The organism is Gordonia sp. LMA484 (assembly GCF_058129505.1).
Genome location: NZ_CM176700.1, coordinates 5,279,440 through 5,297,702, shown reverse-complemented (window position 1 = coordinate 5,297,702; position 18,263 = coordinate 5,279,440). Strand labels below are relative to the sequence as shown.

Here is an 18,263-nt window from a genome sequence, read left to right as displayed (position 1 = left end):
GATGCGCAAGTCGAACCGGTGGGCGACGGTTGTCGTCTGCCTGATGATCGCGTTGCTCGTGGCGCCCGCCGTAGCCCATGCCGACGACACGAAGGCCGCGAGGATCTCCAAAGCCACCAAACTGAGTCCGCTGCGCACCGACATCTGGGTCAATTCCCCGGCCATGGGCGGCAAGGTGAAGGTCTCCGTGCTCACCCCCCAGTACTCTGCCGGTCCCCGATCGACGGTGTATCTGCTCGACGGCGCCGACGCCGGTGAGAACGTCAGCGACTGGATCACGAAGGGCAAGGCCGGGAAGTTCTTCGCCGACAAGAACGTGAACGTGGTGCTCCCCACCGGCGGTGCAGGCAGCTTCTACACCAACTGGTTGCATCGCGACGCTGCGCTCGGCAAACCGCAATGGGAGACCTTCCTCACCCGGGAACTGCCGCCGCTGATCGATGAGAAGTTCGACGGGACCGGCCGCAACGCCGTCGTGGGACTCTCCATGGGTGGGCAGTCGGCCTTCACCCTCGCCGTCCGCCACCCCAGCCTGTACACGGGTATCGCCTCGTTGAGCGGCTGCCCGCCCGTCTCGGGGCCGTTGAACGAGAGCTATGTGCGAACCACTGTCGCCAAGAGCGGTGGCGACGCCACCAACATGTGGGGCCCGTTCGGCTCGGCGAACTGGTTCGCGCACGACCCCACCCGGCATCTCGACAAGCTCCGCGACAAGAACATCTTCATCTCCGCCGGCTCGGGAGCCGTCGGGCCTCTGGACCTGACCGCGCCCTATGACCCGAAGGACGGTCCGCGGTCGGCGGTCACCGCCGCCGGTTCGGCGCTCGAACTGGGCGCCTGGCGCTGTTCGCTGGAGTTCGCGGCGACCCTGAGGGCCAACAATGTGCCCTTCACCGACGGCTTCCACTTCATCGGCACGCACAACTGGGTGTACTGGGAGCAGGATCTGCCGGCCGCATGGCCGACCATCGCGCGCGGCCTCTGAGTCGGTCCGCGAACGAACTCACGCAGGCGTTCGGGCAGCCCACTGCTCGGCGAAGGCCAGGAACACGTCGTCCTCGCCCGGGTTGGTGACCGTGACACGGACACCGTCACCGGCGAACGGGCGCACCACGACGCCCGCCTCGACACAGGCCTGGGCGAACTCCATCGTGGGGTCACCGAGCTGCAGCCAGACGAAGTTGGCCTGCGAATCCGGCACGCGATAGCCGAGGTCGCAAAGTCGCGCTGACACGCGGGTGCGTTCGGCCACGACGGCGTCGGTGCGCGCCAGCAGCTCGTCTTCGGCGTCGAGGCAGGCCAGCGCGGCACTCTGGGCGAGGCTGCTCACCGAGAACGGGACGTGTACCTTGCCGAGCGCGGTGATCACCTCGGGATCGGCCATCGCATAGCCCACCCGCAGACCGGCCAGACCGTAGGCCTTCGAGAAGGTTCGCAGCACCACCAGATTGGGGAACTCGCGACGCAGTTCAACGGCGTCGTAGGCCTGGGTGGGCCCGAGCCGCAGGTACTCGAAGTAGGCCTCGTCGAGGGCCACGATGATGTCGGAAGGCACCACCCGCAGGAACTCGAGCAGGGCGTCCGCCTCGACGACCGTGCCGGTCGGGTTGTTCGGGTTGCAGACGAAGATCAGCCGCGTGCGGTCGGTGATCGCGGCGGCCATCGCCGGCAGGTCATAGGTCAGGTCGGCGTTGAGCGGCACCTGCACCGGGGTCGCACCCACGACCCGGGTGGCCAGCGGATACGTCTCGAACGATCGCCACCCGAAGAGAACCTCGTCCCCGGGGCGGCTGGTGATCGAGATCAGGTTCTGGCAGAGGATCACCGACCCGCATCCGACTTGCAGCTCGGCCTCGGTCACGCCGAGCTTCTTGGACAGCGCCGCGGTCAGTTCGACCATCCCGTTGTCGGGGTAGCGGTTCACGGCCGCCGCGGCCGCGCCGATCGCATCGAGCACACTGGGCAGCGGTCCCTCGGTGACCTCGTTGCTCGCCAGTTTCACCGCACCGGGAAACGTCTTCCCGGGCACGTAGGCGGGCAGGTCGTCGAGGTCTGGGCGGATGCGCAGGGTCACCCGTCAAATGTAGGTCCGAGGCCTCGGAACGGCCAAAATGGTGGCGGTTTGCTTCGCGGCGCGCGGAGTGTGTAACCTTTCGCTTCGGCAGTTCGAAAGGACTCCGCCAAGGAGGCGTGCCAGAGCGGCCGAATGGGACTCACTGCTAATGAGTTGTCTCGCTAAAACGGGACCGGAGGTTCAAATCCTCTCGCCTCCGCCGACCTACGGTCACGCCGACCGTGGGAGTACAACTGAATAGCACGCGCCCGTAGCTCAACGGATAGAGCATCTGACTACGGATCAGAAGGTTTGGGGTTCGAATCCCTACGGGCGCACCGAAAATGTATCCCCACCTGCGTAGGCAGGTGGGGATACATTTTTTCGCGGGCCGTTTGGCATGTGTGCGGATGCCGGACCCTCAGCAGGTGTTTCCGCGTTCTGGGCCTGCGGTTCTCATCGTGAGACCGCTGAGTCGACATTCGGGGCATCGTCGACTTGTCGGGGCAGGAATAGCGTCGCGAGGAAGCCGAGCATGAGTAGTGCGGCGGCGATCCCGAGTGTCCAGCGACTCGCCTCGATCATTGCAGTGGATGCGACATCGGCGACAGCGGACGCCGTCGGGTCGGTCTGCAGGGACGCGATGGCAATTCCGGCGCTCTCCTGCACTGCCGTGGTGATCGAGTCCGCCGCCGCATCGGGAATCGGCAATGCGGTCAGACCCTGGGCGGTCTCGGCACCCAGTCGCCCGACCAGGAACCCGCCGAGCACCGCCACGCCGAGCGCTGAGCCGAGTTGGCGCACGGCGCTCTGCAGCCCCGATGCCTGTCCGCTCTGGCCGACCGGCACGTCGAAGAGCAGCAGCGAGGTCAGTTGAGCGGTGGCCCAGCCGACGCCTGCACCGTAGACGAAGAGGAGCGCGCAAAGCGTGAACGTCGAGATGTCTAGCGTGAGCACCGCCGCGAGGCTGCCGACTGCCAGGGCCTCCAACAGGAGCCCTGCCCTGACGATGGCCCGCTGAGACATTCGTGCGCGAAGCTGGGGCAGCACTCCCGAGGCCACGAAGGTACCGATCGCCAGTGCCGTGATCACGCCACCGGTACCGAGGGCGCTGTAGCCGAGGGTGCCCTGGAGCAGCAGCGGAAGCGTGAACAGCAGTCCGAACTCGCCGAAAGCGACGATCAGCGCGGCGATAATGCCCGTGCGGAACGAAGTGATGGAGAACAGTCGGAGGTCGACGAGCACGTGCTTGACGCCTTGGCGCCGGCGCCGCTCCACGATGATGAATCCTGCGACCAGGGCAATCCCCGCCGCCAGCGCGATCGGGACAGGTGAAATGTTTCCGTTGTCCTGACGCCACCAGCCGAACCATTGCCCTTCGATGAGCGCGAAGACGATCGCGCCCATCCCGATGGCCGACATCAGCACGCCGGCAACGTCACGACCCGGGCTCGCCGAGGGGTCACGGGTCTCCGGGATCGCCCGCAGTGCGCCGCCGAGCACCAACACGCCGATCGGGATGTTGAGCCAGAACGCCCAGCGCCACGACGCATCGGTGGCCAACCATCCACCCACGAGCGGCCCGACTGCCGCCATCCCACCGATCGCCGATCCCCAGACTGCGAACGCGATCGTTCGACTACGCTCGGCGAACATCGCGTTGATCGTCGACAGCGTGCTCGGCACGATCATCGCCGCGCCCAGTCCCTGGATCAGTCGCGCGGCGATCAGCATCGTGCCGCCCGTGCTCAGCCCGGCGACCCCGGACGCCAGCACGAAGACGAGCATGCCGGTGATGAACAGCCTCTTGCGACCGTGCAGATCACCCATCCGCCCGAGCGTCAGCAGCAGCGCCGCGAAGACCAGCGAGTACGCCGCGTTGATCCACTGCGCGTCGGCAGCAGTCAGGTTCAGGTCGTCGATCACGACCGGCAACGCAACATTGACCACGGTCGCGTCCATGATCACGGTGCCGACACCGATCGCGATCACCAGCAGGGCGATCCAGCCCTTCCGGTCCAGGGAGGTCGCAGGCTCGAGTGGGGGACGAGGAGTCGAGAGCGAGGAGTCGTCGTGAGTCACCCCGTCAGGTTATCAACGCCCCGTCGGTAAAATCGATTTTGCCCCGGTTTCGGCCTCGGTCCTCCGTGTGGCCGTCGGCCGTGCGCGCGATTTTGACGTTTTCGACACCCTGTCGGTACAGTTCCCGTCATGGTGTTTGTAAAACGTATGCACGGATGGTGGTGACGATGTTTCTCGCGTTGCGTGAACTTGCCTTCGCACGGGGCAGGTTCGCCTTGATGGGTGCCGTGGTCGCACTGATCGCAGTGCTGATGGTGCTTCTGAGTGGGCTGTCGGTGGGCCTGGTGAACGACGGCGTGTCGGGACTCAAGGCGTTGCCGGTCACGTCGCTGGCCTTCCAGCACGATGTCAGCAAGGACTCCGCGTTCTCCCGAAGCGTGGTGGAGGAATCGGCCGTGGCGACCTGGGCCGGGCAGCCGGGCGTCAACGCGGCCGCGCCATTCGGTGATTCCTTGGTCAACGCGCATACGGGCGAAGGCGACGAGATCGACCTCGCTCTGTTCGGCGTCGACCCCAACTCGTTCCTGAACCCCCAGGCGGCCCAGGGCGGTCGAGTCGCCGGACCCGGCGAGATCGTGGTGAGTCCCACCGCCGTGGAGAAGGGCGTCCGACTCGGTGACACGGTCACGCTGGAACCCAACGGCACCACCTTGAAGGTCGTCGGAGTGCTGGCCGAGCAGAACACCTTCGGGCACGTGGACGTCGGCTACGTGCCACTGCGCACCTGGCAGGAAATCCATGCCGGCATCCGACCGGGCGAGCAGGTTCCGGACCGGATCTATCACGACATCACCGCCGTCGGAGTGCTGTCTGCCGACGACGCGGACGTCGATCTCGCGGCCGGTGACCGTGCCGCCGGGACCACCTCGATGACATTGTCGGACTCGTACGGCGCATCGCCCGGCTACACCGCAGAGACCTCAACGCTGCAGATGATCCAGGCGTTTCTCTATGCGATCTCCGCATTGGTCGTCGGGGCCTTCTTCACCGTTCTGACGATCCAACGACGATCAGAGATAGCGATCCTGCGCGCGTTGGGAGCGAGTACCGGATACCTGCTGCGTGACAGCCTCCTGCAGTCGGTTCTCCTGCTCGTCGCAGCGGCGTCCGTCGGCGTGGGGGTCGGTGTCGCTGCTGGTGCCGCGATCGCAAAGACGGCGATGCCGTTTGCTCTCGAGGCCGGCCCGATCGCAGGCGCCACCGCATTACTCATCGTTCTCGGCGTCGTCGGCGCCGCCGTGGCCGTCCTGCGCATCACTCGCGTCGAACCGCTCACCGCCTTAGGAGGCAACCGATGACCACAGTTCTTTCCCTCGATGACGTGACCTTGCGGCGCGGTGACGGCGAGGAGACGATCACCGCGCTCGATGCAGTGACCCTCGACGTCGCCGCCGGCGAACTGTTGGCCGTGGTCGGCCCCTCGGGATCGGGAAAGTCGAGCCTGCTGGCCGTGGCCGGGGCGCTTACGACACCCACCAGCGGCACCGTCCGTCTCGGTGATGTCGACCTCACCACAATCACCGCGCGCCGACGAACCGCAATCCGACGTGAACGGATCGGGTTCGTGTTCCAAACCGACAACCTGGTACCCGCGCTGACCTCCCTGGACCAGCTTCGACTGCCGCTGACCTTCGCCCGCGTCACCAACCCGCGCGACCCCCGGGAGTTGCTCGCCGAGGTCGGTATGGAGAACAAGGCCGACCGTCGCCCGCACCAACTCTCGGGCGGGGAGCGGCAGCGCGTCGGAATAGCCCGGGCTTTGGTGACCCGTCCGGCCGTACTCCTGGTCGACGAGCCCACGGCCGCTCTCGATCGGCAGCGCAGTCAAGACGTCGTCGCGCTGTTGGCCGGCGAGGCCCACCGGCATGGCGTCGCCGCCATCATGGTCACCCATGACCACGAGGTGCTGCATCATTGCGATCGGATTCTCGAGATGGTCGACGGCCGGCTCCAAGCACTGTCCTCGATATGACCGACGCGTCACGCGCCGGCCAGCCATGCACCGCACCCGACGAGTTCCCGCAGGGACCGCCCGGGGGGTCGCCGGGGTCCGTCTATTCTCGGGTAGGCGGCGGACGCCGCTGACAGGAGGGACCGATGCCTCGCATCACCGCGCCGACCGTCGTCGAACATCACGCGAACCAGCGGCGGGTCGTCTTGGATGCCGCTCGAGCGCATATCGCCGAGACAACTCAGGCACCCTCGATCGCGGCCGTGGGACGGCGGGCCGGGCTGGCTCGGACCAGTGTCTACCAGTATTTCCCCTCTGCCGACGATCTGGTCGCCGCCGTCGTCGCCGACGTGTTTCCGGACTGGGCTGCCCGCGTCCTTACCCGGGTCGACGCCGCCGGCTCCGCGGCCGAGCGAGTGTGGGCTTACATCGAGGCCAATGTCGAACTGTTCGCAAGCTCCGAACAGGACGTCGCACGAGCCCTCACCAGGATCGTCGCACCTGACGTGCTGCGCGGTCCGATGGAAGAGTTTCACGCCCGGATCCAGCAACCTCTGCGCCGCGCACTCGCCGACTTCGGTGAACCCGACGCCGACCCGATCGCGGAGCTGATCGACACCCTGATCGTGACGACGGTCGGCGCTGTTGCCGAGAACGCCACGGGTCCCACTGCCCGCCGAACCGCGCTGGCGCGCCTTCGCCGGCTCCTGGGCCCATACCTTCACCTCGGGCCCGAGCTGCCCGATCCGGCACCCGTGGCCCAGTCGCCCAGCCCTGCACCTGACGGTTGATGACCGCGCCCATGGTCTGGTCGTCGTAGGATGCGACCGCGCAGTACTACTCCGCTCTTATCCCGCTCTTTGCCAGAGGTATCAACGGGTAGTCACCGGCACTCACGTGACTCCTGACTTTCAATCTTCCACCCTTACAAGAGGTCTCAGTGCCCCTCACTACCGCCTGGTACCCCTCTATTGCACAGGTTTCCTTACAGAAGGTTTGGGGTTCGAATCCCTACGGGCGCACAGAGAGAAACCTCCGCCAGAACCATTTGGTCCGGCGGGGGTTTCGCTGTTCAGGAGCCGTGAAGGCGCTTCTGATAGCCAGAGCCGAGGCATTCACGACGATTCGGGGCTGCGTATTGGTGCTTCCGTCAGCGCTGCCGGCCGAAGTCCGTGAAGAGGCTCCCAGGCCGAGACCGGCGATCGGACGATGAGTCAGAAGACGCAAATCGGAGTGACCTGAGCCAAGATGATCCGGTGGGCGCGAGTGAACCCGTCGCAGTGGAGGAATACGCCGCGGCTTCAGCTCTCGACGAGGATTTCCGCGACGTCATCGGGAACCTCAGCTCAGACGACTGCTATACGGTGCGGTGTTGGCAGCGTGACGACCGATCGTACGAGGCGATCCAGAATGCGTTCCGCGTCGAGAACTACGCTGACGACAACCCGGAGGCCGGCGACCTGGCTGACCACCTGGACACCCTCGTCCGGTCCAATGAGCTGGTCAGGCCGGTCCAGTCTGCCGCGGTGTGCGCGACACACGGAAGACTTTTGCCCTGGATAGCGGGGATCTCGGTCGGCTCGTCGGGCAGCTCGTCGACCACGAAGGTTTCTTCGCTACCTCCGTACACCGTGAGGTTGCGCTGTCCCATTCGCCCGGCCGAAGCTGGGCGGCGGACCGGCGCTGCTCACCATGGTTCTTTCTGCTGGTCAGCAGGCATTCTGGATCGCGGCAAGCGGAGATCCAGACCTCGCTTATCAGGGCGAGCTGCTGTTACCGGCGTTTGTGCAGCTACAGATAGATTCAGTGGACTTCTTCGGCGAGATCCCTCTGGTCATCGCTACCGTGATTTCCTGATGACCAGGGGTTTTATCTCTATCGTTACAGCTGAGCAATATTGGGTGAGTTACCGTCGTTGTGGCAGACAGGATCATTCACCCTGACTTTTGAGAACGGTGCACCTCAGTGGGTATTGCAGAGAGATTGTGGGATGACGAGGGCTTCAGGCCCCGGGTCGTCGCGCGCCTGCGCCCCAGATGACCGGTGTTCTACTTGGTCGGCTGCACCTGGCTCGTTCACCCCGCGCCAAGCAAGAGGCCGGCATTCGCGAATGGCTCGACAACAACCACCCGTCAAAGAGCCTGATCCGCAGTCTCGAGCGACAGGGCTTCGGGGAACTTCTCCACAGGAACTCGGCGTCGCGGCGCGTCTAGCGCGTTCTGTGCTAGGGGTGCGCCGTGCGGATCGGCGCCGGTGAGGCGCTTCGACGATGATCGGGTCCTGAGGGAGCCCAGCAGCAAGCCGCCGACGGGGCGCTTCTGATCGAGCACAACCTGTCGTGGTGACGCGGTAGGTGGGGCTCTGTGGGAGTCCTCGGGTCGCGGGTCATCGTTTGAACAGCCGCACGTCAAGACCGAGCGCTACACGCACTCGTCAGCTGGCGAACAGAAGGGCAGGAAGCATCGAGCTGCCGAGTACCGCACTCCCGATGACACCGGCGCCGAGCACGGCGCTGCCATAGGCGGCGCTCCCGCTGCTGTCGCCACTGGCGCTGTCGTCGATTCCGCCGTGGCCAGAGCACGCGCCCTGACGGTGTGTGGCGTGGCTGTAGGTGCCGTCTTTGCACTTGATGCCGCTCGGGCTTCCGTCCGGCCTCGGCGTGCAGACTCCGTCGGAGTTCTCGTAGTACTTGGAACCGCACACATTGTGGCTGTAGGCGGTGTCGGCGTGCGCGACGGCCGGACCGGTCGTTGCCTGACCCACCAGCAGTCCAACGCTGAGCGCTGCGCCGGCACCGGTGGCGACAATGGCACGCCGCACAATCGTTTTCCTCATTGCCGCATTCTCGGCCACCGCGCGAGAATCCGGCGGCAATACACACGGCGGCCGGTGAATTCACCCGTTTGTGCGACACCGGCTCTGGGGACAAACGTACGCATGGCCTCGGCGTAAACTCCGGCGTGTGCCGACCCAGCTGATCAGGCCGTTGGACACACGCCGGTTCGACATTCGCTGCGACGTCGGCGACGCCATGGTGGCGAACCTGGCCATCCACAACGTCCTCTTCTTCGAGTGGCACCTCGACCCGACGGCGCTCGCCGACGCTTTCGCACACGCCCTCACGAGCCTGCCGATCTATGCGGCGCGCCTGGGCATGGCCGACGGCGCGATGCGCATCCGATGTTCCGGGCGGGGTGTGCCGTTCACAACGGTGTCGTCGGACCGCACGCAGCACGACGCGATCAAGTCCATCGTGCAGGACGCCGGCGGGTGGCTCATCGACCCCGTGAACGGCGCCGCGGGCCGGTGGGGCTGGGGTCCGGTGTGCAAGGTCCGTGTCACCCATCTCGCCGACGATGCGACCGCGATCGGGTTCTCGTTTCACCACGTGCTCGGCGACATGCAGACGTTCATGCTCTTCATGAACGCGTGGGCCGCCGCTGCCGCCGGCGATCCGGTCGCCGAGCCGTTGATCGTCGACGACCGTCCCGCCTACCTCGACGAACATCTCCCCGCCGACGGCGCCGCCGAACCCGGGGTGCGCTGCCTCGGGCTCGGCGAACTCGCGCGCAGCGCGTGGTATCTGGCCCGCGATGCGCGACGGCAGCGCACGCTGGGGCTCTACTTCGGGGACGACGAGATAGCCCGCATGCGCGAGACGTATGGGGCCCGTGTGCGCCTGTCAGCGAACGACGTTGTGTGCGCACACGTTTCCGCGGCGCTCATGCAGGCAGATGCCGCGGTGGACCGTCGCACCCTCGCGCTCGCGGTGAACGTGCGCGGTCGGTGCGGTCTCGACCCCACGCTCGTCGGCAACATGATCACGACGCTGAACGTGGACCTGCACCGCGGAGACGACGCGGGAGCGACGGCTGAACGCATCCGTCGTACCGTCGATCACTTCGACGCCGAACACTGCGATCTGCGTATCAACCAACGTTTCCTGGACGCTGCGGGAGCGTGGCGGGGCGCGCGGTGTGTATCCACAGCCTTCAATCCGGCCCGGTGGAACCCGCTCGTCACGAACCTGAGCGGGTTCGGCGTTCATGACATCAGGTTCGAGGGCGCCTGCGCGTCCTACTTCTCGCCGGTGCTGAAACTGCCGGTCGCGGGACTCGGCGCCCTGACAGAAGGTGTCGGCGGTCGGGGACTGGTGTTTCAGATGGCCCTGCCACCCCAGGAGTTCGAGGCCATGACGAGCCCGGCGACGACCGAACACCTGCACCGATTTCGGCAGGTGGACGACGATATTCCACGCCTTCACCGAGAGGTCCACGGATGAATTACACACATGTGAGTAACTTCTGTGGATAACCGTCGGAGTGCGCGAACGATCGTCGTCAGCGGTGTCGTCGTCCGCGACCGTGCAGGGCTTCTGCTCACCGTCCGCAAGCGCGGCACGCAGCGTTTCATGCTTCCCGGAGGCAAGCCTGAAACCGGGGAATCGGCGATCGAGGCTGCCGCGCGGGAATGTCTCGAGGAGATCGGGCTGTACGTCGCCGTGACGGATCTGCGTCGCTGGGGATGCTTTCGTTCGGCTGCGGCCAACGAAGACGGATATGACATCGCCGCAACCATTTTCGAATATCCGCCCATCGGCGGTGAGATCGCGCCGGCTGCCGAGATCGCGGAGATCCGATGGCTGGACATCGATCTGGCGACATTGCCCGACGATCTTGCGCCGGTCGTCACCGATCATGTGATTCCGGCTCTGCGGGCCCGAAATTCGACTCACTGACTTTACCGAAGTTTTCCCGACGTTCACCGATTTCAAGATTATTTCGGTTACCGTGACCCCCGGGGGACCTTTAGCGCGCCGAACAGAAACGAGAGGATTCCTTCCATGACATCTCCATCGCCCGTGGCGAAACTCGCGGCGGAGTTATTCGGAACGTTCTGGCTTGTCTTCGGGGGCTGCGGGTCGGCGATCTTCGCCGCCAAGCAGATCGCCGAGGCGACCGACGGCGGTGACAACTATCAGGTCGGCATCGGCTACCTGGGCGTCGCGCTGGCCTTCGGTCTCACTGTGGTCACCATGGCGTACGCGGTCGGACACATCTCCGGCGGCCATTTCAATCCGGCGATCACCCTCGGTGCGGCGGTGGGCGGCCGCATGTCGTGGAAGGAACTGCCCGGGTACTGGATCGCTCAGGTCGTCGGGGGTCTGCTCGCAGGTCTGCTGCTGCTGGTGATCGCCAGCGGCAAGGACGGATTCGACCGCATCGGCGGTATGGCGGCCAACGGTTACGGCGACAATTCGCCGGACGGGTACTCGATGCTGGCGGTCTTCATCGCCGAGGTTCTGCTGACCGCGTTCTTCCTCCTCGTCGTGTTGGGCACGACGGGTGGCAAGGCCCCGAGCACGTTCGCGCCGTTGGCGATCGGCCTGTGCCTCACCCTGATCCACCTCATCTCGATACCGATCAGCAACACGTCGGTGAATCCCGCCCGGTCGACGGCCGTCGCGTTCTTCAACGGCGACGGCGCCCCGGCGCAACTGTGGCTGTTCTGGGTGGCCCCGCTGCTCGGCGGACTCATCGGCGGCCTGCTGTACCCGTTGCTGTTCGAGGACGGGAAGCTGAAGATGCTCGCCGGTACCCCGACGGACCAGGCAGCCGAGCGGGAGTCCGAAACCGCCGGCCGCTGACCGCCAGGCCAGCGAAATGGTCGCTGGCCTGCGACAATCCAGGCCATGGAATTGCTCATCCTGGTGCTGGTCGGCGCGATCATCGTCACCGCGATCGCCGACCGGCGGGGGATGCAGCCGGCGCTGATCATCGTCGTGATCGCGCTCGCGGTCTCGTTCATACCGGGTATGCCGCAGGTCGAACTCGAGTCGGAAGTCCTGCTGACCGTCGTCTTGCCACCGCTGCTGTATTCGGCGGCACTGGGCTTCTCGTTCCCCAGTTTCCTGCGGAACCTCAAACCCATCCTCGGGTTGGGTGTCGCGATGGTGGTCATCACCGCGCTGGTGGTGGGTTGGGTGGCATCGCTGGTCATTCCCGGCTTCACCTTCATGCTCGCGTTGCTTCTCGGGGCCATCGTGGCGCCGCCGGATGCGGTCACCGCGGTCGCGATCGGACGCAAGCTGGGTCTGCCGAAGCGCCTGATGACCATCCTCACCGGTGAGAGCCTGGTCAACGACGCCGCGGCGCTGTCGTTGTTCGCGATCGCCATCTCCCAGATCGCCGGTACGCACTCGTTCATCGACAACCCGCTGCTGCTGTTCGGCTACAACGCGGTCCTCGGGCCGATCGTGGGCGCGGTCCTCGGTGTGCTGACGTTGTGGATTCGGCGGCATCTGCAGAACCCCGCGCTCGAGACGGTTCAGGGATTCGTGGTGCCGTTCGCGGCCTTCCTGACCGCCGAACACCTGCATGCGTCGGGAGTGCTCGCGGTGGTGATCGCCGGCTTCGTCGTCGGATCGGGGTCGGTCCACGCCGGCTACCAGACCCGTCTGCAGGAACGGTACGTGTGGAACTCGGTCGATGTGCTGCTCGAGGCGTTCGTGTTCGCCTACATCGGTCTGCAGATGCGGTTCATCATCGAAGACCTGAGCGAGGCGCGAGAATCGTTGCTGCACATCGCGCTGGCCTCGGTGCTGGTGCTCGTCGTCGTGCTGGCCATCCGCCCGATCTGTGTGTTCGCGATGTTCGGGCGCGGCGTGGTGAGCCGGCGCATCGACAGCTCGATCAGTGTGGAGGTGACGCCGAGCCCACGTCGATCGACCCGGCGCGTCGCCACGGTGAGCGACCCGCCGAAGCGGCGGCGGCGCTTCTCGTCTCGCATCGACAACCGGCACCTGACCTGGCAGGAATCCACCGTGATCGCCTGGACCGGCATGCGCGGTGTGGTCACCCTGGCCGCGGCCTCGGGCATCCCGGTGGTGACGGCCTCCGGCGAACCGTTTCCCGAGCGGTCCGCGATCCAGGCCATCGCTTTCGTCGTCGCGGTCGGCACGATCCTCATCCAGGGGCCGACGCTGCCGTGGCTCATCCAGAAGCTGCACCTGCACAACGAGGACGAGGAGAACTACGACCAGGAGCAGACCGTTCGCACCGAGCAGATCGTGCAGGCCGCCGCCCAGGACGTGATCGCCGGTTTCGTGGCTACACCGCCGGCCGAACTCGACCCGGCGACGGTGGAGTACATCAAGGACACCGTGGCGCGGCAGTCGCGCGACGTCGAGGAGATGCCCGATCCGGAGGCGCACACCGCGCGCACCGACGCTTTCGCCGCCCTCTACCGGGCCGTGCTCGAAGCCCAGCGCGAGGCTCTGGTGGCCGAGCGGGAGGTGGGGAACGTCGAGGACGAGGCCGTCCGCGCGATGCTGGAGCGACTCGACCTGCAGGAAGCCGGTCTGTCGGCGCGCTTGGAGAGCCGCCTGTAGTCCAGGCCTCCGGTTCGGTCCGGAGAGCTGTTCCGCACGCCGTCACGGTCGCGACGTAATGTCGAAGGAGCGGGCGGTGTCGCCCGCGATCCGGCGCAGACCGGACCCGATGAGAGACGCGACGAGACACGCGACGGGAGGGCCGACATGGGACAGCCCACCGGGCAGCCGCCCCGTCCGGCGCCGCCCCCCGACGATCTGTACCGGGTCCCGCTGTACCCCCAGCTGTATCCGCCGCTGGGCTATGCGCCCGACGGAACCCCCCTGTTCGTGCCGGGGCAGCAACCGGGCCAGACCCCGTCGGGTGACCCGATCCGTCCGGACGACGACCCCTCCGAGGGGTCGGGCCCTCCGGAATCGGAACCGGGGGCGAACGACGCCAAGGGCGGTCGGGCATCCGCCTCGGATCGCCGGCTGGTCGCGATGGTGGCGCTCGTCGCGATCGCGGCTCTCGGACTTCTCGCTCTCACCGTCGGCCGGGCGGCGCTGCGCGGCGCCGATCAACCGGCCGCGCAGCCGAACCTGCCGGTGGTGATCTCCGAGCTGCCGACACAACCGCCCATCGGCGACCCGGCGACGCCCGACACCCCCGGTATCCCGGCCCGGCCGGTAGGCAAGGAAGTCGTCTACCAGGTCACCGCGTCGAGCCCGACCACGATCCTCTACGTCGATGACGTCGGCCTCCGCACCACCGTCGGTGCACCGGCGTCGTGGACGGTCACCTTCACCGGCACGGCCAACCCGCTGCGCATCCTCGTACTGGCCGGGCAGGGGGAGGCGATGTGCTCGATCAAGGTCGACGGTCGCACTGTGGCGAGTGATCGGATCTCGCCCGATTCGCCGCGCCGTACGGTCTCCTGCCGGGCCTGATGGTGACGTCGATCACCGTTCGAGCGCTCGTGGATGCCCATCAACTGTGTGCTGAGGTGATCAGGTCGCTACCGTAGACCTGTGAGTTCTTCTCAGACAGCACCAGAGAACACCGCGTCGTCGGGCGGCACGTCGTCGTCGCCGGACCTCAAGACGGTCATCACGTGGCGCGGCGAGGGCGCTGACCGGCTCGAACAGGTCCGCCTGCTGGTCACCGGTGCGCGAATCAAGGCCTACGGGCGCATCATCTCCGCCGCCACCGACGAGCGTGAGGCGTTCTCCGCGTCGTACGAACTCGTCACCAATGACCTGGGTGTGACCAAGCGTTTGTCGGTCCATCTACTGCGCGCGAGCGGAGAAACACAGCTCGCCATCACCCGTGACGGCGAGCACAACTGGCTGGTGCAGACGGCCGACGGCATCACGCGCAGCGACTTCAACGGCGCCGAGGATGTCGATCTCGCCCTGTCGCCGATGTTCAACGCCCTTCCGATCCGGCGCCATCGCCTGCAGGAGGGCGGCGCCGAGGTCGACGTACCGGTGGTGTACCTCTACCTGCCGAGCGGCAAGGTCGAACCGGCCACCCTGCACTACACGCCCGGACCCGAGTCGATCGGCGTCGTGTCGCCGGTGGTGACCTCGTCGCTGACCGTCGACGACAACGGCTTCGTGGTCGACTACGTCGGCTTGGCCACCCGCGTCTGAACCCCGCCATCTGAACACCGGGCCACCGGCGCTCAGCCCATCCACACCCGGCCCTGATGGGCCTGCCGTCGGAGTTCCTCGGCCCACCCGGGATCGCCGATCCGCACTCCGGTGATCGGCACGGGGTCGACTCCGGCGATGGCGTCGTAGGCGAGCCGTGATCGATGACCGTCGTCGACGAGGATCTCGACCGTGCCGTGATCGCGGAGTTCGTCGCGTGCCGAGATCAGCCGGTCGATCGTCTCACTGAGGACGTTGAGCAGCGCGATCCCATTGGCCTCCAGCATCGCCCGCTGCAACGCGGGGGCGGTCCCGGCCACCCGGGTCCCGTCGCGGAAGCTGCCGGCGGCGAGGCGCAGCGCGAGATGGCTCTCTCCGGCCCCGACCGCAGCGGTCGCGGCGGCGGTCAGGTGCGGTAGATGCGAGATCGCGGCGACGGCACGGTCATGCGCGTCGGGGGCGGCCGGTACCACGCAGGCGTCGACGGCGCGCGCCAGCGACGCCACCGCCAGCCAGTCGTCGGGGTCGGTGCGGTCCTCGGTGGTCACCATCCACATCGCCGTGCGGAAGAGGTCGGGATCGGTTGCCGGCCACCCGGACCGACTGGTCCCTGCCATGGGATGACCGCCGACGTATCGCACGCCCGGTGCCAGCCGCGCGACCGCTTCGGCCACCGGCCGTTTCACGCTGATGACGTCGGTGAGCAGACAGCCGGGTGCGTGCTCGGCGATCGCCGGGAGCAGCGCGTCGATGGTGGTGACCGGCGTCGCCAGAACGATCACCGCGTCCTGTGCGCTCGCCTCGGCCAGCGTGGCCGCGAGGTCCGTCGATGCGCGATGACCGGACGCGGTGGCGGCGTCGACCGTCTCACCGGAACGGTTGTAGCCGAACACCGCTCGGCCGTCGTCGTGCAGGGCCCGCAGCAACGAACCGCCGATCAGACCCAGTCCGAGAACGCAGACCGGCCGGACGGTGGACGGGGTGGGAGCGGCGTCGGCAGTCACCCCATCACATTCCCACACCGGCCGAAGGTGGTGAACAGCGAGGAGTCGGCGACCGGGACTTGGGTGCCCCGCCGTTAACGGCTACGGTGACCTGCATGGCAGGTGCCGGAGCGGGTGTATCGGGTGGTTCGAGCAAACAGGACGTATCCGACGAGATCGAGGGTTTCGCCGTCGCGGTGGTTCGCGACGAGGGCGCGTGGAAGGTGACCGCGCTGAAGCCATCGGCTCTGCAGGATCTCGGCGACGCCGAGCGACAGTTGCGTGAGCTGCGCGCGACCGGCGCCGTCTTCGGGTTGCTCGACGTCGACGACGAGTTCTTCATCGTCCTGCGGCCGGCCCCGCAGGGACCGCACCTGCTGGTCTCCGACGCCACCGCCGGCATCGACTACGACATCGCCGCCGACGCCCTCGACGCGATGAACATCGACGTCCCCGACATCGACCCCGACGAGCTCGACGATGTGGACCCCTGGGAAGAGGGCGATCTCGGCATCCTGGCCGATCTGGGACTGCCCGACGCGGTGATGAGCGTGATCGTCGGCGACACCGACCTCTACGCCGATGAGCAGGTCGGCATGATCGCCGCGCGCCTCGGATTCGCCGACGAACTGGCCAAGGTGCTCGACAAACTGGGGCATTGAGCCCGGCCCCCGTCGGACCGCCGCGGGCGGGGTGGGAGGCCATGATGCGCTCGGCGCTGGCCGCAGCGGCCGACGCGGGCAGCGACGACGTGCCGATCGGTGCGGTGGTGTTCGACCCCGACGGCGTCGAGCTGGCACGGTCGGCGAATCGTCGTGAGGCCGATGCAGACCCGACTGCGCACGCCGAGATCCTCGCCCTGCGGGAAGCGGCCCGCCGTTTCGGCGACGGCTGGCGACTACCGGGCTGCACGCTGGTTGTGACCGTGGAGCCGTGCACCATGTGCGCCGGCGCCACCACACTGGCCCGGATCGACACGCTGGTGTTTGGGGCCTGGGAACCCAAGACGGGCGCCGTCGGGTCGCTGTGGGACGTGGTGCGCGATCCGCGGCTGTCGCATCGACCCCAGGTCGTCGGCGGCGTGCTCGACGACGAGTGCCGGGCCCTGATGCTGGACTTCTTCCACACGCGTCGCGACGACTGAGCGTCTCCCCTTCGCGCACTTCAGGGACCATTTCAGGGTGAAGTTCAGGGTCCGCTGCGGCCGATGCTCTGGCAGATTGGAGACAAGGGCGTGCATCACCTGTAGGCACGTCATCGCCTAACCGAGGAGCCACCATGTCCGATCCGACCGACAAGAGCGGTACCGACAAGATCCATGACGTCGTCGAGACCGTCATCGACAAGATCAACGAGTTCGCCGACAGCGACGCCGTGCGTGGTGCCGTCGGCACTGCCAAGGACAAGATCAACGAGTTCGCGGAAAGTGACACCGTCCAGAGCGCCGTCAGCACCGTCAAGGAGAAGATCCACGAGGTCGCCGAGAACGACACGGTGCAGGACGTCGTGGCGACCGCGAAGGAGAAGGCCGGCGAGCTCAAGGACAAGCTGGGCGGCCACTGAAGGCGGCTGACCTGCGATCCTGGTCGGCTCGGCGCTTCCATGGCACCGTGGGTGGTGCCCCCGGGACGCCCGTTCCCGGGGTGATTCAGGAGGAGGCAGTTCATGGGTATCCAAGACGACGCCAAGAACAAGGCCGAAGAACTGAAGGGTCGCGGTAAAGAAGCTGCCGGCGGCCTCACGGACGACAAAGATCTCAAGGAAGAGGGCAAGGGCGACCAGGCCAGCGCGAAGGGCAAGCAGAAGGTTTCCGACGCTGCCGACGCGGTCAAGGGCAAGGTCGACGACGTCAAGGACAAACTGACCGGACATTAGCCCTCTTTTGCCGCTCTGACCAGACAATTTAGGCTTCAGCGCCGACTGCGGTACAGTCTTCCGCGGTGGCGTGTCCGAGCGGCCGAAGGTGCAGCACTCGAAATGCTGTGTGCGGTAACCCCGTACCGAGGGTTCAAATCCCTCCGCCACCGCAGCGAACGGCCCCCTACCGAACAGGTAGGGGGCCGTTTTCGATTCTGGCTGGCACCTCGCCGACTCCTCACCGTCCTCCCTGCTCCCCACCTCCTCCTCCCCATCTCGGCCTCCCCACCTCCTCGTCCCCACCTCTGCCTCCTCCCCTCCTCACCGAAAACCGCCCTCGAGCGGGCGCACGTCGGCGATTCGCCGACAGCA

General features: G+C 66.6%; 19 protein-coding genes and 3 tRNA genes. 18 read left to right on the top strand and 4 right to left on the bottom strand.

The features are described 5' to 3' along the window. Position 1: 1 nt before the first annotated feature. A complete protein-coding gene (locus AC4AMJ_RS23540) occupies positions 2-985 on the top strand; it encodes an alpha/beta hydrolase (protein WP_489898747.1) in 984 nt (327 codons plus the stop codon). 18 nt (positions 986-1,003) lie between these two features. Here the strand turns inward: AC4AMJ_RS23540 and hisC are convergent, their stop codons facing one another. Further along, entirely contained in the window at positions 1,004-2,074 is a 1,071-nt protein-coding gene (gene hisC, locus AC4AMJ_RS23535) for a histidinol-phosphate transaminase (protein WP_489915051.1), read from the bottom strand. A gap of 110 nt (positions 2,075-2,184) precedes the next feature. Between hisC and AC4AMJ_RS23530 the strand changes: the two genes are divergently transcribed. Both AC4AMJ_RS23530 and AC4AMJ_RS23525 read left to right on the top strand, forming a co-directional pair. Then, positions 2,185-2,273: transfer RNA gene (locus tag AC4AMJ_RS23530), tRNA-Ser, on the top strand. 45 nt (positions 2,274-2,318) lie between these two features. Beyond that, a tRNA-Arg gene (locus tag AC4AMJ_RS23525) sits at positions 2,319-2,391 on the top strand. Positions 2,392-2,509: 118 nt separating this feature from the next. Here the strand turns inward: AC4AMJ_RS23525 and AC4AMJ_RS23520 are convergent. Further along, positions 2,510-4,135: an MFS transporter gene (locus AC4AMJ_RS23520; RefSeq protein WP_489915049.1), complete on the bottom strand. Its 1,626-nt coding sequence runs from the start codon at positions 4,133-4,135 to the stop codon at positions 2,510-2,512. A gap of 167 nt (positions 4,136-4,302) precedes the next feature. Between AC4AMJ_RS23520 and AC4AMJ_RS23515 the strand changes: the two genes are divergently transcribed. The 4 genes from AC4AMJ_RS23515 to AC4AMJ_RS23500 all read left to right on the top strand — a co-directional run bounded on the left by AC4AMJ_RS23515 (position 4,303) and on the right by AC4AMJ_RS23500 (position 7,943). Further along, entirely contained in the window at positions 4,303-5,433 is a 1,131-nt protein-coding gene (locus tag AC4AMJ_RS23515; protein WP_489918500.1) for an ABC transporter permease, read from the top strand. Beyond that, complete coding sequence (locus AC4AMJ_RS23510) at positions 5,430-6,107, top strand: ABC transporter ATP-binding protein (protein WP_489915047.1); 678 nt, start codon at positions 5,430-5,432, stop codon at positions 6,105-6,107. The genes AC4AMJ_RS23515 and AC4AMJ_RS23510 overlap by 4 nt, the downstream gene beginning before the upstream one ends. A 125-nt stretch (positions 6,108-6,232) precedes the next feature. Continuing rightward, a complete protein-coding gene (locus AC4AMJ_RS23505; RefSeq protein WP_489915045.1) occupies positions 6,233-6,877 on the top strand; it encodes a TetR/AcrR family transcriptional regulator in 645 nt (214 codons plus the stop codon). Between the two features lie 901 nt (positions 6,878-7,778). Beyond that, positions 7,779-7,943, top strand: coding sequence for a hypothetical protein (locus tag AC4AMJ_RS23500; RefSeq protein ID WP_489915044.1), 165 nt, complete (start codon positions 7,779-7,781; stop codon positions 7,941-7,943). 576 nt (positions 7,944-8,519) lie between these two features. Here the strand turns inward: AC4AMJ_RS23500 and AC4AMJ_RS23495 are convergent. Next, the gene (locus tag AC4AMJ_RS23495; RefSeq protein WP_489915042.1) at positions 8,520-8,921 is read right to left on the bottom strand and encodes a DUF3761 domain-containing protein; all 402 of its coding nucleotides are present in this window, start codon (positions 8,919-8,921) and stop codon (positions 8,520-8,522) included. A gap of 127 nt (positions 8,922-9,048) precedes the next feature. On the opposite strand from AC4AMJ_RS23495, the gene AC4AMJ_RS23490 reads away from it, so the two are divergent. The 6 genes from AC4AMJ_RS23490 (at position 9,049) to AC4AMJ_RS23465 (ending at position 15,051) form a co-directional block, all read left to right on the top strand. Further along, entirely contained in the window at positions 9,049-10,368 is a 1,320-nt protein-coding gene (locus tag AC4AMJ_RS23490) for an acyltransferase (protein ID WP_489915040.1), read from the top strand. A gap of 24 nt (positions 10,369-10,392) precedes the next feature. Continuing rightward, a complete protein-coding gene (locus AC4AMJ_RS23485) occupies positions 10,393-10,824 on the top strand; it encodes an NUDIX hydrolase (protein ID WP_489915037.1) in 432 nt (143 codons plus the stop codon). Positions 10,825-10,929: 105 nt separating this feature from the next. Continuing rightward, complete coding sequence (gene aqpZ, locus AC4AMJ_RS23480; protein ID WP_489915035.1) at positions 10,930-11,733, top strand: aquaporin Z; 804 nt, start codon at positions 10,930-10,932, stop codon at positions 11,731-11,733. Between the two features lie 45 nt (positions 11,734-11,778). Continuing rightward, positions 11,779-13,476 carry a cation:proton antiporter gene (locus tag AC4AMJ_RS23475; protein ID WP_489898753.1) on the top strand — a complete coding sequence of 566 codons (1,698 nt, stop codon included), beginning with the start codon at positions 11,779-11,781 and terminating at the stop codon, positions 13,474-13,476. 147 nt (positions 13,477-13,623) lie between these two features. Next, positions 13,624-14,346 carry a hypothetical protein gene (locus tag AC4AMJ_RS23470; protein WP_489915033.1) on the top strand — a complete coding sequence of 241 codons (723 nt, stop codon included), beginning with the start codon at positions 13,624-13,626 and terminating at the stop codon, positions 14,344-14,346. Positions 14,347-14,427: 81 nt separating this feature from the next. Beyond that, positions 14,428-15,051 carry a putative glycolipid-binding domain-containing protein gene (locus AC4AMJ_RS23465; RefSeq protein ID WP_489898755.1) on the top strand — a complete coding sequence of 208 codons (624 nt, stop codon included), beginning with the start codon at positions 14,428-14,430 and terminating at the stop codon, positions 15,049-15,051. 32 nt (positions 15,052-15,083) lie between these two features. On the opposite strand, the gene AC4AMJ_RS23460 is transcribed toward AC4AMJ_RS23465, so the two are convergent. Beyond that, positions 15,084-16,055 carry a prephenate dehydrogenase gene (locus tag AC4AMJ_RS23460; RefSeq protein WP_489915031.1) on the bottom strand — a complete coding sequence of 324 codons (972 nt, stop codon included), beginning with the start codon at positions 16,053-16,055 and terminating at the stop codon, positions 15,084-15,086. 95 nt (positions 16,056-16,150) lie between these two features. On the opposite strand from AC4AMJ_RS23460, the gene AC4AMJ_RS23455 reads away from it, so the two are divergent. The 5 genes from AC4AMJ_RS23455 to AC4AMJ_RS23435 all read left to right on the top strand — a co-directional run bounded on the left by AC4AMJ_RS23455 (position 16,151) and on the right by AC4AMJ_RS23435 (position 18,061). Further along, positions 16,151-16,696 carry a tRNA adenosine deaminase-associated protein gene (locus tag AC4AMJ_RS23455; RefSeq protein WP_489898757.1) on the top strand — a complete coding sequence of 182 codons (546 nt, stop codon included), beginning with the start codon at positions 16,151-16,153 and terminating at the stop codon, positions 16,694-16,696. Positions 16,697-16,737: 41 nt separating this feature from the next. After that, positions 16,738-17,178 carry a nucleoside deaminase gene (locus AC4AMJ_RS23450; RefSeq protein WP_489918499.1) on the top strand — a complete coding sequence of 147 codons (441 nt, stop codon included), beginning with the start codon at positions 16,738-16,740 and terminating at the stop codon, positions 17,176-17,178. Between the two features lie 134 nt (positions 17,179-17,312). Beyond that, positions 17,313-17,597 carry a hypothetical protein gene (locus AC4AMJ_RS23445; protein WP_489898758.1) on the top strand — a complete coding sequence of 95 codons (285 nt, stop codon included), beginning with the start codon at positions 17,313-17,315 and terminating at the stop codon, positions 17,595-17,597. A 102-nt stretch (positions 17,598-17,699) separates the two neighbouring features. After that, positions 17,700-17,909, top strand: a complete 210-nt coding sequence (locus AC4AMJ_RS23440; protein WP_489898759.1) for a CsbD family protein — start codon at positions 17,700-17,702, stop codon at positions 17,907-17,909. Positions 17,910-17,973: 64 nt separating this feature from the next. Further along, positions 17,974-18,061: transfer RNA gene (locus AC4AMJ_RS23435), tRNA-Ser, on the top strand. The last annotated feature ends 202 nt before the right edge of the window (positions 18,062-18,263 follow it).

Coding starts and splice junctions, on each gene's coding strand:
- AC4AMJ_RS23540 (WP_489898747.1), top strand. CDS start 2: ATGCGCAAGTCGAACCGGTGGGCGACGGTTGTCGTCTGCCTGATGATC.
- AC4AMJ_RS23515 (WP_489918500.1), top strand. CDS start 4,303: ATGTTTCTCGCGTTGCGTGAACTTGCCTTCGCACGGGGCAGGTTCGCC.
- AC4AMJ_RS23510 (WP_489915047.1), top strand. CDS start 5,430: ATGACCACAGTTCTTTCCCTCGATGACGTGACCTTGCGGCGCGGTGAC.
- AC4AMJ_RS23505 (WP_489915045.1), top strand. CDS start 6,233: ATGCCTCGCATCACCGCGCCGACCGTCGTCGAACATCACGCGAACCAG.
- AC4AMJ_RS23500 (WP_489915044.1), top strand. CDS start 7,779: ATGGTTCTTTCTGCTGGTCAGCAGGCATTCTGGATCGCGGCAAGCGGA.
- AC4AMJ_RS23495 (WP_489915042.1), bottom strand. CDS start 8,921: ATGAGGAAAACGATTGTGCGGCGTGCCATTGTCGCCACCGGTGCCGGC.
- aqpZ (WP_489915035.1), top strand. CDS start 10,930: ATGACATCTCCATCGCCCGTGGCGAAACTCGCGGCGGAGTTATTCGGA.
- AC4AMJ_RS23475 (WP_489898753.1), top strand. CDS start 11,779: ATGGAATTGCTCATCCTGGTGCTGGTCGGCGCGATCATCGTCACCGCG.
- AC4AMJ_RS23470 (WP_489915033.1), top strand. CDS start 13,624: ATGGGACAGCCCACCGGGCAGCCGCCCCGTCCGGCGCCGCCCCCCGAC.
- AC4AMJ_RS23455 (WP_489898757.1), top strand. CDS start 16,151: ATGGCAGGTGCCGGAGCGGGTGTATCGGGTGGTTCGAGCAAACAGGAC.
- AC4AMJ_RS23450 (WP_489918499.1), top strand. CDS start 16,738: ATGATGCGCTCGGCGCTGGCCGCAGCGGCCGACGCGGGCAGCGACGAC.
- AC4AMJ_RS23445 (WP_489898758.1), top strand. CDS start 17,313: ATGTCCGATCCGACCGACAAGAGCGGTACCGACAAGATCCATGACGTC.
- AC4AMJ_RS23440 (WP_489898759.1), top strand. CDS start 17,700: ATGGGTATCCAAGACGACGCCAAGAACAAGGCCGAAGAACTGAAGGGT.